General features: G+C 41.4%; 12 protein-coding genes. 10 read left to right on the forward strand and 2 right to left on the reverse strand.

Features of this window, described 5'->3' with window-relative positions:
- Window positions 1-7: 7 nt before the first annotated feature.
- Together cysN and cysD are read right to left on the reverse strand one after the other, a co-directional pair.
- Complete coding sequence (gene cysN, locus OCU78_RS12730) at window positions 8-1,435, reverse strand: sulfate adenylyltransferase subunit CysN (RefSeq protein ID WP_137375156.1); 1,428 nt, start codon at window positions 1,433-1,435, stop codon at window positions 8-10.
- 18 nt (window positions 1,436-1,453) lie between these two features.
- The gene (gene cysD / locus OCU78_RS12735) at window positions 1,454-2,398 is read right to left on the reverse strand and encodes a sulfate adenylyltransferase subunit CysD (protein ID WP_261856030.1); all 945 of its coding nucleotides are present in this window, start codon (window positions 2,396-2,398) and stop codon (window positions 1,454-1,456) included.
- 416 nt (window positions 2,399-2,814) lie between these two features.
- On the opposite strand from cysD, the gene OCU78_RS12740 reads away from it, so the two are divergent.
- The 10 genes from OCU78_RS12740 to OCU78_RS12785 all read left to right on the forward strand — a co-directional run bounded on the left by OCU78_RS12740 (window position 2,815) and on the right by OCU78_RS12785 (window position 12,251).
- Window positions 2,815-4,791 carry a bifunctional 2',3'-cyclic-nucleotide 2'-phosphodiesterase/3'-nucleotidase gene (locus OCU78_RS12740; RefSeq protein WP_137375154.1) on the forward strand — a complete coding sequence of 659 codons (1,977 nt, stop codon included), beginning with the start codon at window positions 2,815-2,817 and terminating at the stop codon, window positions 4,789-4,791.
- 325 nt (window positions 4,792-5,116) lie between these two features.
- Window positions 5,117-5,704, forward strand: coding sequence for a DedA family protein (locus OCU78_RS12745; RefSeq protein ID WP_137375153.1), 588 nt, complete (start codon window positions 5,117-5,119; stop codon window positions 5,702-5,704).
- Window positions 5,701-6,834 (forward strand): ATP-grasp domain-containing protein, encoded by a 1,134-nt coding sequence (locus tag OCU78_RS12750; protein ID WP_137375152.1) that lies wholly within the window; start codon window positions 5,701-5,703, stop codon window positions 6,832-6,834. Before OCU78_RS12745 ends, OCU78_RS12750 begins: the two co-directional genes overlap by 4 nt.
- 99 nt (window positions 6,835-6,933) lie before the next feature.
- Window positions 6,934-7,476, forward strand: coding sequence for a hypothetical protein (locus OCU78_RS12755; protein ID WP_373367633.1), 543 nt, complete (start codon window positions 6,934-6,936; stop codon window positions 7,474-7,476).
- Between the two features lies 1 nt (window position 7,477).
- Window positions 7,478-8,311, forward strand: coding sequence for an NRDE family protein (locus OCU78_RS12760; protein WP_137375151.1), 834 nt, complete (start codon window positions 7,478-7,480; stop codon window positions 8,309-8,311).
- A gap of 14 nt (window positions 8,312-8,325) precedes the next feature.
- Window positions 8,326-8,763 (forward strand): YHS domain-containing (seleno)protein, encoded by a 438-nt coding sequence (locus tag OCU78_RS12765; RefSeq protein WP_137375150.1) that lies wholly within the window; start codon window positions 8,326-8,328, stop codon window positions 8,761-8,763.
- Between the two features lie 10 nt (window positions 8,764-8,773).
- Entirely contained in the window at window positions 8,774-9,226 is a 453-nt protein-coding gene (locus OCU78_RS12770; RefSeq protein ID WP_137375149.1) for a hypothetical protein, read from the forward strand.
- A gap of 2 nt (window positions 9,227-9,228) precedes the next feature.
- Window positions 9,229-10,983: a lysophospholipid acyltransferase family protein gene (locus tag OCU78_RS12775; RefSeq protein ID WP_137375148.1), complete on the forward strand. Its 1,755-nt coding sequence runs from the start codon at window positions 9,229-9,231 to the stop codon at window positions 10,981-10,983.
- Window positions 10,984-11,095: 112 nt separating this feature from the next.
- Entirely contained in the window at window positions 11,096-11,665 is a 570-nt protein-coding gene (locus OCU78_RS12780; RefSeq protein WP_137375147.1) for a Crp/Fnr family transcriptional regulator, read from the forward strand.
- A gap of 130 nt (window positions 11,666-11,795) precedes the next feature.
- On the forward strand, window positions 11,796-12,251 hold the full coding sequence (locus OCU78_RS12785; RefSeq protein WP_137375146.1) for a GNAT family N-acetyltransferase: 456 nt from the start codon (window positions 11,796-11,798) through the stop codon (window positions 12,249-12,251).
- Window positions 12,252-12,259 lie beyond the last annotated feature (8 nt).

The following is a 12,259-nucleotide window of genomic DNA, read 5'->3' on the forward strand; positions in this document are numbered from 1 at the left end:
TTCTGAATTATTTCAATAACTGACTTAAATCTTTCGCATCCCAATGTGGGAAATGCTTACGAACAAGTGCATTAAACTCAATCTCGAACGCAGAGAAGTTACCAACCTGCAGCTCAACTGAATCTAAACGGTCGCGAATCAAACCCGCACCAACCGTTACATTAGTGAGACGATCGATGATGATAAAACCACCTGTATCAGCACTTTCTCGGTACTTATCAAGCGCAACAGTTTCATTAAGAGACCATTCACAAAGCCCGATACCATTCAGTGGCAATTCACTCGCTTCATGGCTTGATAAGTTATTGATATCGTATTGATGCTTAACTGACTTAACCTGTCCAACCGTTTTCTTGCCTGCAATTTTAATATCGTAATCACGACCAGCTTGTAACGGCTGTTCAGTCATCCATACAACATCTGCAAGAATATGGTTTGTAGATTCAACTTGAGCATTTTCCAGCACAATCAAATCACCACGGCTAATATCAATTTCATCTTCTAGAGTCAGTGTTACGGCTAGCCCAGCTTGCGCCGATTCTAAATCACCATCAAAGGTAACAATTCGCGCTACTTTTGATTTCTTACCAGAAGGAAGAGCTTTGATTTCATCACCAACACTTACTCGACCAGAAGCAATCGTGCCAGCAAAACCACGGAAATCGAGGTTAGGTCGGTTGACATATTGCACAGGGAAGCGGAACTCACCTGACGATCGCTTTTGATCAATATCGACATTCTCAAGCACTTCAAGTAATGAAGGGCCTTCAAACCAAGCAAGCTCTTCGCTTTCAGAAGCGACATTAATCCCCTCAAGAGCTGAAACTGGAATGATTTGGATGTTAGTTTCACCTTCCAAGTTTTCAGCAAACTCTAAGTATTGATCGCGAATTTCTTCAAAACGTTCTTGTGAATAATCCACAAGATCCATTTTGTTTACCGCAACAACGAAGTGTTTCAGACCCAATAGGTTGGAAATGAAAGAGTGACGACGCGTTTGATCCAATACGCCCTTACGAGCATCAATTAAGATCACGGCGAGATCACACGTTGAAGCACCTGTTGCCATGTTACGCGTGTACTGCTCATGCCCTGGAGTATCAGAGATGATGAACTTACGTTTTTGCGTAGAAAAATAACGGTACGCTACATCAATGGTTATACCCTGCTCTCGCTCTGCTTGTAGACCATCTACTAACAAAGCTAAATCTGGTTTCTCACCAGTAGTGCCAACACGTTGGCTGTCAGAGTGAACCGCTGCTAGCTGATCTTCATAAATTTGTTTTGTATCGTGGAGCAAGCGTCCGATTAGAGTACTTTTTCCATCATCTACAGAGCCACAAGTCAAAAATCTAAGCATTGATTTATGTTGGTGTTGGCTTAGGTAGCCTTCAATTCCTAGCTCGGCTAGTTCGGCTTCTACTGCACTATTCATTCTTCTTTCCTTAGACTCTTAGAAATAACCTTGGCGCTTTTTCAGCTCCATAGAACCAGATTGGTCATGGTCGATCGCTCGTCCTTGACGCTCACTTGACGTCGCCACCAGCATTTCTTCAATAATGCCTGTTAACGTATTCGCTTCAGACTCCACAGCACCCGTCAGTGGGTAGCAGCCTAAAGTACGGAAACGAACGCTTTTCTCTTCAATCACTTCGCCTTCTTCAAGCTTCATACGGTCGTCATCAACCATAATTAGCATGCCATCACGCTCAACTACTGGGCGCTTCTCAGAAAGGTAAAGTGGAACAATTTCGATATTTTCTAGATAGATGTACTGCCAGATATCCAGCTCAGTCCAATTTGATAAAGGGAATACACGAATACTTTCGCCTTTGTTTACTTGACCGTTATAAGTGCGCCATAGCTCTGGACGTTGATTTTTTGGATCCCACGTGTGGTTTTTATCTCGGAACGAATACACACGCTCTTTTGCTCGTGACTTTTCTTCATCACGTCGAGCACCACCGAAAGCGGCATCAAAACCGTATTTGTTTAACGCCTGCTTCAACCCTTGAGTTTTCATGATGTCAGTATGCTTTGAAGAACCGTGTACAAACGGGTTACATCCCATTTCGATGCCTTCAGGGTTTTTATGTACCAATAGGTCAAAACCGTATTTCTTGGCTGTGCGATCACGGAATTCAATCATTTCACGGAATTTCCAATCGGTATCTACATGCAGCAGAGGGAAAGGGATTTTTCCTGGGTAAAAAGCTTTACGAGCTAAATGAAGCATCACAGATGAATCTTTACCGATTGAGTACATCATTACCGGATTATCAAACTCAGCGGCAACTTCACGGATAATATGAATACTTTCCGCTTCTAGCTGTTTTAAGTGGGTTAAACGTTCTTGGTCCATTTCAGTGCTTCCTTTAAGGCTCGCTTCACGAGCAATTCATTACTTGGCTAACCAAGCATGGGATTTGACTTATTCACCAATGACGGTGAGTCGGACTTCGGCACTAGCTAGGAGGATATTATTGTTGAGCGATCCGTTGCTAGTCATCTGCCGAGTGCATCCTTGATATAGGCATTATGACCAGCTCCTTATATTACTGGAAATTCTAAAATTTCATTTTTTATTCGAAAAGCTGATAAGGGAGAGTAAATTGATGAATTGTAGAGATTTAACAAAGCCAACATTTAGCGATGAAATGTGATGAACTTGTATACTTATTGAGGTAACAAATTGCAGAACGGCATCAAGTAATAGAGACAAGTCACGTTTTAACCTTCACCGTAATCTGTGTTTCATTGAAATTTGTTACATTACGCAACGTATTTTCTTTATATCCACTTTGGAGCTACATTATGAAAGTTGCTATGAAACCTTTATCTCTGGCAGTACTTGCTGGTTTAGGCCTGACACTTTCAGGTTGCACAACGACACCTGATACTGATGAAGTGATTAATTTACGTGTTGTAGAAACCACAGACATCCATACCAACCTTATGGACTACGATTACTACAAAGATAAACCATCTAAAAAAATCGGTTTAGCACGTACTGCAACTCTCGTAAAAGAAGCTCAAAAAGAAGTAACCAACAGCGTCTTAGTGGATAACGGTGACTTGCTGCAAGGTAGCCCAATGGGTGACTACATGGCAGATAAAGGCATCGAAGCCGGTGAAGTTCATCCAGCTTACAAAGCAATGAACCAACTCAGTTACGATGCTGCGAACCTAGGGAACCACGAGTTCAACTATGGTCTAGAGTTCCTAGAAGAATCAATCAACGACGCTGATTTCCCATACATCAGCGCGAACGTTTACGACGCTGAAACCAAAGAACACTACTTCACGCCTTACATCATCAAAACACACACCTTTGCTGATACTGCAGGTGTGGAACACGAAGTGAAAGTCGGTTATATCGGCTTTGTTCCACCGCAAATCATGACGTGGGATAAGAAGAATCTTGAAGGCAAAGTCATTGCTCGCGATATCATTGAAACCGCTAACGAGTTAGTACCTCAAATGAAAGCTGAAGGGGCTGAAGTCATTGTTGCGATTCCTCACTCTGGTGTTTCAACCGATCCGTACAAACAAGGCGAAGAAAACTCGACGTTTTATCTATCTGAAGTAGAAGGCATTGATGCCATTGCCTTTGGTCACGCACATGCGGTTTTCCCAGGTAAAGGATTTGATGACATTCAAGGTATTGATAACGAAGCCGGAACAATGAATGGTGTTGCTGCTGTAATGCCAGGGCGTTGGGGTAGCCACGTCGGTGTTATGGATCTAACACTTGCACAAAAAGACGGTAAGTGGAGCGTGGTAAAAGGTCAATCTGAAGCTCGCCCTATCTACGATAAAATTGAGAAGAAATCTTTAGCTGCTGCTGATGAAGGTATCGTCACTGCACTAGAAAAAGACCACGCGGGTACTCGTGAGTTTGTTAACCAACCAATTGGTAAAGCAGACGATGTGATGTACAGCTTCCTATCTCTAGTTCAAGACGATCCGACAGTACAGATTGTTAACCTTGCACAGAAAGATTACGTTGAGCGCTTTATTCAAGGTGACCCAGACTTAGACGGCATTCCAGTACTTTCAGCCGCTGCACCATTTAAAGCGGGCGGTCGTAAGAATGACCCAGCTAATTTCACTGAAGTCGAGTCCGGTCAGCTCACCTTCCGAAACGCGGCAGATTTGTACCTTTACCCGAATACGTTAGTAGCGATGAAGGTTACAGGTCATGAAGTAAAAGAATGGCTTGAATGTTCTTCAGGTCAATTCAATCAAGTCGATGTGAATTCAACAGCACCGCAACAATTGATTGAGTGGGATAATTTCCGCACTTACAACTTCGACGTTATTGATGGTGTGGATTACCAAATCGACGTAACTCAACCTGCGAAATACGATGCTAACTGTAAAGTGGTTAACCCTGATTCACAGCGTATTGTGGGTCTTACTTACCAAGGTAAGCCTATTGATATGAAGCAAGACTTCCTTATCGCGACTAACAACTACCGCGCTTACAGCAACAAATTCCCGGGAACGGGTGAAGACTTCATCGCATTTGATGCTCCAGATGAAAACCGCACCGTTCTTGCGAACTACATTTCTCGCGTAAGCAAAGAACAAGGTCAAGTAAGCCCAACGGCTGACAACAACTGGTCTTTTGCTCCTATTACTGCCGATAAGAAACTTGATATCCGTTTCGAAACGTCTCCAAGTGAGAAAGCCGCGCAGTTCATCAAAGATAAAGGTCAATACCCGATGAAACGTGTTGCGACTGACGATGTTGGATTTGCCGTTTACCAAATCGATTTATCGAAATAAGCTAAACTAAATCGATACACTTAAACGATAAAAGGCTGAGTATTTTTACTCAGCCTTTTTTGTTTCTAACTGTCTTTTCATCACTCTATTTAACCCCCTAACCTATACATCTCCTTCAGCCTTAATGAGTTCCTCATTTACCTTTTAGCCTCTACGTTCGCAAATTTAAACCCTTAGGAAATAAACACCTTAGTAAAAAAACAATTTCAACCTGTAAGTTTTTTGTATGAGTCCCTGTCTACTATTTAACTACAATTAATTGGTAACAAATTGATTACCAAATATCCGTTTACCAGTTAGAGATTAAAAAGCAAAGGCGATATTTATGGGCATCACAGAGAGTATTCAAGTATTCCTAAATTCTGGCGAACAGTCAGTTGGATGGCTCATGCTCGCAATTATTGCTTTGTCTTACTTACTTGAAGACTTAGCCATAGTCACGGCTGCTGGTCTGGCGGTGCAAAAGGTAATGCAACCTGAACTTGCTTTACTTGCGATTTTCATTGGTATTGCGACTGGTGATCTTGCTTTGTATTACTTAGGACATTCAGGTCGTTACTTCCGTGGCGTTCGCTATAAAGCGCTCACTAATCGTCACTTCCGAGCTTTGCATCAAAGGCTACATAAAAACGCCTTCATGAATTTATTCATCATTCGCTTCATTCCTGGGCTAAGAACCGTAGGTTTTACTCTTAGTGGTTTCTTCTCTGTATCCATTCCTGTCTTTCTTGCCGCAGTACTCAGTGCTACGGCAATTTGGACCTGTCTTGTTTTCTCAATCATTTATTACTTAGGTTCTTCAGCTTGGCTGCAAGCCACCCAGTACCAATGGGCTGTAATCCCTTGTGCAGTCTTACTATTGATTACTGCCAACCGTCTGCTTAATAGAACTTACTCAAGAGGGCTGTCATGAGCTTACTAAATGCAATCCAGTGTATTCCACCTCATAAGATCAATGCGGGTATGCCACCATTAGAAGAAGATACCAAACGCAGTGTGTCGCCTTATGAGTTCCTGCCGAGTTGGTTTTTCTATACCCCTGTCTTCGTGCAAAGCTTACTCCAAGGGCTACAGCATCAAGACTTAGGGTTACCACTTATTGCTAACCCTAGTATCAAGCTCAGCGGTATGGTTGGTGAATCCAAGCACGACATTTTGAGCTTAGCTGGTAAGCAAAGCCAACCATGGATCTCCCCCTTTATTACACTGACTAAAACGGATCTTAACTCCCAAAAGCAAGCAAAGGATGCCTATTCAGCTCTTCTACAAGCAAGCCTAGATTTTCCGATTGTCGCAAAACCGGATCTAGGCTGTCGCGGTGCTGGCGTGAAACTGATCAATAACCATGATCAACTTGAGCAATATATTGATTCATTTCCGAATCAAGCACGTTTTCTACTTCAACAAAAAGCCCCTTACCAAGCTGAAGCGGGTGTCTTTTATGTTCGCTATCCAGAGCAAAAGCAAGGGCAGATCATTTCGATCACTTTGAAGTATGCACCAACCGTAACTGGGGATGGTGAACACACCCTTAAAGAACTGATTAAAAGTCACCCAAGAGCCGGTCAACTAAGCCACCTTTATCTACCAAGACACGTTGATAAATTGGATTGGATTCCTCAAAACGGAGAAGAATTTCAACTCGCTTTTGCAGGAAGTCACAGCCGTGGCTCTATTTTCAGAAACGGTAACCAATTCATATCTGAAGCACTCACCCAAAAGTTGGATGCGATTTTCAATGATTTTGGTGGCTTCTATTACGGTCGTTTAGATATCAAATTCAAAGACATCCAAACATTAATGCAAGGCGAAGACTTTACGATTCTAGAAGTGAATGGAGCCAGTAGTGAAGCAGCGCATATCTGGGATCGAAACACACCTCTGAAAGAAATTTTTTCCACATTACTCCAGCAATATCGAATTTTATTTGAGATTGGTGCACAGCAAAAAAAACGTGGTCACCGCACTCCACCTCTCAAAGAGTTATTCAATGCTTGGCAAGATGAAAAACAGCTTGTACAGCAATACCCGAGCACCGATTAAGCCATTTCCCAAAGACTAATAATGCATAGATAAAGTAAAAGACGATTGATTGAACCCTTTATCTCATAAAGAAAATCAAACCAGTTTCGAGGATTTTTAATGAACCAAATAAGACAGGCAACGCCGCAGATAACCATGCCTTCAAGTGTGACAGGAGCGATCGAAATTCTAAATCAAGGGTACGAATTTCTTTGCTCAATTTCAGATAGCGATTATCTATGCAGTGCTAAGCCACATATCACAAGCTCTATTGGTGAGCATACACGCCACACTCTCGATCTTTTTCATGCGCTCATCATTCAAGAAGATCTGACGGTGGATTACAACACTCGCCGAAGAGGGCATGCAGTAGAAAATGAGCGCACGATAGCTCTATCCGAGATCCAATATGTCATTAACTGGCTAAAACAGGTTGATCCAATATTACTCAGTACTGCGATTACTATTGAAACTGAAGTCTCTATGAATAACCAAGTTTTTCATTCTATTCCATCAAACATAGAACGAGAGATCACTTTTGCTGCTCTGCACGCGAATCACCACTACGCAATGATCAAAGTGATCGCGACTTTTTTAGAAATACAAACTTGCCACGCTTTTGGTTACGCCCCAACAACCGCTAGCTACCTGAGGGAGCAATAAAATGTGCTCAGTATCTTGGCTACTAGAAAAGAAAGGCTACCAAGTCTTTTTTAACCGTGACGAACAAAAATCACGAGAATTAGCGTTACCACCTAAAAAATACACCTTAGATGGTGTGGATGTTTTGATGCCTTTAGATCCTGTGGGTGGCGGAAGTTGGATTAGCATGAATCAATTCGGTTTGTCCTTATGTTTACTCAATAACTATCAAGGGAGGCTTGCTGCTGGTTCACTCTTAAGCCGTGGTCTTTTGCTAAAGCAACTTTCTAGCAGTTCAACTACAGAACAAGTCTCGCAACAATTTCAGCAACTTGAAATTGAGCGATTTGCTCCATTTACGCTATTAGTTTTCTCTCCGAATCTAAGCCTATTGAACCCAAAGGTTATGGCTTACACATGGAATGGTGAGCAAATCTCAATATATGAAACTGACTCGCCTTTATTTTCATCTGGCTTTGATTTATCTAACGTCGTGCATTACCGCCAGACCATTTACCGAAAGCTGACTCAAACTGGTAAATCACAAGAAACGCTGCTTGCCTTTCATTCTCATCATCACCCTGATTTCAGCCACATGTCGACATGTATGCATAGAGAAGACGCACACACTGTTAGCTTTACGCATTTGCATTCAAATAATGGTGATTTCTCAATGTTCTACCGCCCTGGCTCACCATGTTCTTCATTAAAAGAAACATCGCAGGAACAGAGAGCATCCAAAACAATCAAGACGTATCAAATAGCGAATCATCAAGTAATTAGTCATCAAATAACGGCTAACGAAATTAGCCAAAACCGATCCACATTTGCTCTTTCAGAAGCATTAAACACATAGAACTGGAGAATATTATGAGAAAACTACTGACAGCATTCTTATTACTGCTCAGCCCTTTATCTTTCGCCGATGATGAAATTTATACCGGTATTTTCAGCAGTAAAGCCCTTGATGGCTATGACACCGTTGCCTATTTTTCACAAAACAAGCCAGTGAAAGGAAGCAAGCAATTCACAACAGAGTACAAAGGCGCAGATTGGTATTTTTCTACTGAAACCAATTTGACTTTATTTGTTAATAATCCTGAAAAATATGCTCCTCAATATGGTGGCTATTGTGCATGGGCAGTTTCAGCTAAAAATGACTTTGCACCAGGAGATCCATTGCAGTGGAGCATAGTGAACAACAAGTTGTATCTCAATTATGACCAGGACATTAAAAACCTTTGGGAAACAAAAAGAGACGCACACATTCAGCAAGCCGATAAAAATTGGCCACAGCTAATCAATTAAGGAATTCACTATGACATTCGCTCCACTTAAACATATTCCTTCAGCATTTATTGCGTTTGTTTTTATTCAGTCGCTATTTTTTAAGTTCACAGGCTCATATGAGACTGACCATATATTTGGAACTCTAGGTGAATGGTCTGGGCTTGATTGGTTTGGATCAATCGGTGGGTATGTGATTGGAATTGCTGAGCTAATTGCCGCCTTTCTACTTTTCAGCAGGTTTCATGGCATGGGAGCACTCATGAGTGTTGGCATCATGAGTGGCGCTATTTTCTTCCACCTATTTACGCCTCTCGGTATCCAAATGCCTGAATTTAATGCGACAGGTGAAATTATCGGATACGACGGTGGCTTGTTATTTGGAATGGCATGTCTGGTTTGGCTATGCGGTGCATTTCTTACAGTAAAAGATCTAAAAAATCAAAATGGTTTTCTTTATAACTTCATTAATAAGGCAGAATAATTATGATTGATAGTCCTTTTCGTTTACCTCGTTATACACCTTTCGGTTTAGGTGAATCTGTTGTCGAGTGGGCAACAGGGCTATCTAAGCTTGATCAAATATATCAACAGCGCCCAGCCGAGCTATCGAGCTTTGAATTCATGCATCATACTTTGTCTGCGTTAAATATTGACTACAGTATTGCAGCGGGATCAACGACTAATATCCCAACAGAAGGTCCTGTCGTTATTGTGGCTAACCATCCTTTAGGGGCAATTGAAGGAGTAATCCTCGCCGATCTAGTTGGATCAATACGCCAAGATGTTAAGGTGCTTGCTAATGAATTATTGAAGCGCTTACCTGAACTCGATGAGCTATTTATCGGTGTTGATGTCTTTAATAACAAGCAAGCTAAGCAAACCAATGCAAAAGCTATCCGAGATGCCAATCATCACTTAGCTGATGGTGGTGTGCTTATTGTCTTTCCTGCTGGTGAGGTATCAAGTTATTCAAAGGAAGATAGAACTCTGACCGATATCAAGTGGAGTAAGTCTGTTGCTAAGTTTGTTAAACGCCATCAAGCAGCAACAGTGCCAATCTTCATCAACGGAAAAAATAGCGAACTATTTTACCAAGCCGGTCGTGTGCACCCTTTGCTTAGAACAGCGCTCCTCGGTCGAGAGTTACTGAATAAGCGGGCTTCTACAATTTCCATCTCTATTGGTTCTTCGATTCCTTATTCTGAAATTAAATCTTTCGAACAAGATATGGATATCGTTAATTACCTTCGTTTAAATACCTATTTAATGAGCCAAGAAGATGACCAATTTTCAGAAAGCACCTCAAACCCATTATTTGATACTTCAATAATTTCTGCCATCGACCCTGTACTACTCAGTAAAGAGATCGCATCGATTCCAAGCGAAATGAAGCTTTTAGAGCAAGGCGTCTTTGAAGTGTATTGTACACCGAGCCAAGTCATACCTAACCTAATGCAAGAGATTGGCAGAGTAAGAGAAGAGAGTTTTAGAGAAGTGGGAGAAGGCAGCGGTCTCGCCTGTGATTTGGATGAATATGATCTGTATTACAATCAACTCTTTGTTTGGAATACCGAAAAATCAGAACTAGTAGGCGCGTATCGATTAGGTTTAGTAGACGAGCTTATCTCACAGCAAGGTTTAAACCACCTCTACTCGCGTAGCTTATTCAACTACAATCAAGAGTTTATCGATACTTTAGATCACAGCATTGAGTTAGGTAGATCGGTTGTCAGTAAAGCCTATCAGAAGAACCTCAACTCACTACTATTGCTATGGAAAGGCATTGCGACATTTGTTGCTCGTAACCCGAAATACACGCACTTATTTGGTCCTGTTAGCATCAGTAATGATTACAGCCACACAGCCCGCTTACTCATTGCGACTACTTTATCTATACATCATTACGATGAAGAAAAGGCAAATTTAGTCAGCCCACTCTCTCCATTGAGTACTAACAAGAAAGTTTTTTGGCAAAACCACTTATTGTCATCACTTGCCAGCGTGCCTTTATTATCGAAAGTACTTTCTCGTATGGAACAAGGAAAAGGCTTACCTGTCTTACTGAGGCAGTATTTAGGCATGAATGGAAAGCTGGTTTGTTTTAACGTCGACCCCGCATTTAACGATGCTTTAGACGGTTTAATTGTCGTGAACCTCCCCAAAGTACCACTTAAAACCTTAGGCAAGTATATGGGAAGAGGCAAAGCAGAAGCCTACATCAACAATCACTTAACCTAACTTCAGAGCTTTAAAGCCCAACAAGTCAGACATAAAGATCATTAGACGGTGTCTATACCTAAGCCTAAATAAGTGCGATGATTTCTGCAGTTATTTGGCTTAGGTGATACACATGCATTCAGCGTTTATTGAACAACTAAAAAACTATAACTTTAGTGATCAAGAGATAGAGTCTCTTATCTCTGTCGCTAAATCTATAGAGCTTCCTACACGACATATTTTAGTGAACCAAGGAGAAATGGCAGACTCCATTTACTTTATACTTGAAGGGTTGTGCCATGCTTGTTACCTAACCGAGGAAGGAAAACAGTATAGTAAAGAGTTCTACTGGGAGCATGATTGGGTGATAGGCTTCGAAAGCTTAATCAAACCTCAGCCTTCTCCGTACTTACTTGAAACCCTCACTCCTATTGCTTTGCTAGAAATCCCAATGAAATGGCTTGTCGAATGGCGAGAGCAAAATAATCCTCTTTACCTTAAGTTGCTTGAGACACAATTAATGTATAAAGAGAACAAAGAGCGCTTCATGCTGCTTTATACACCAGAACAACGCTACCAATTATTTTGTGAACATTATCCTGACCTTTTGATGCGACTTAATGACAACCAAGTTGCGGCATATTTAGGGATCACAGCAATCAGCCTAAGCAGAATTAAAACGAGAATAGCGGATAACTCATAACCGTCTTTAAAGAGGCGATCTAAATACCGATCGCTCTAGTAAATGAAAACTGCATTAATTAACAATTGTTAATGATTAACCACAGCGCTATTGATACATTCACTGCCATAATTTAATTCAGGATGAAAATATGATTACGTGGCAGTGTATTCCTTTCTCACAACTCACCACTCAGCAGTTGTACGAACTCTTACGATTAAGAACTGATGTTTTCGTCGTTGAGCAAACATGTCCATATCCAGAGCTTGACGGTAAAGATACCGTAAACGGCGTTCATCACTTACTTGGTTATAAAGACGCAAAACTTGTAGCATGTGCGCGATTACTTCCACAAGGCGTCACATACGATAATGTCAGTATTGGTAGAGTCGCCACACGCTTATCTGCACGTGGCTATGGTTTAGGTCATCAATTACTAACTCAAGCTCTACTCCAAACTGAAAAATTATTCCCTAGTCAAACCATTGATATCGGTGCACAAGAGCACTTAGAAAAATACTACGAGCAGCATGGATTTAAAAAAATTTCTGAGATGTATCTAGAAGATGATATTCCGCACATTGATATGCGTTTAGAAAAGCAGTAGAGCAGAGG

It is taken from the genome of Vibrio gallaecicus (genome assembly GCF_024347495.1).
Lineage (GTDB): Bacteria > Pseudomonadota > Gammaproteobacteria > Enterobacterales > Vibrionaceae > Vibrio > Vibrio gallaecicus.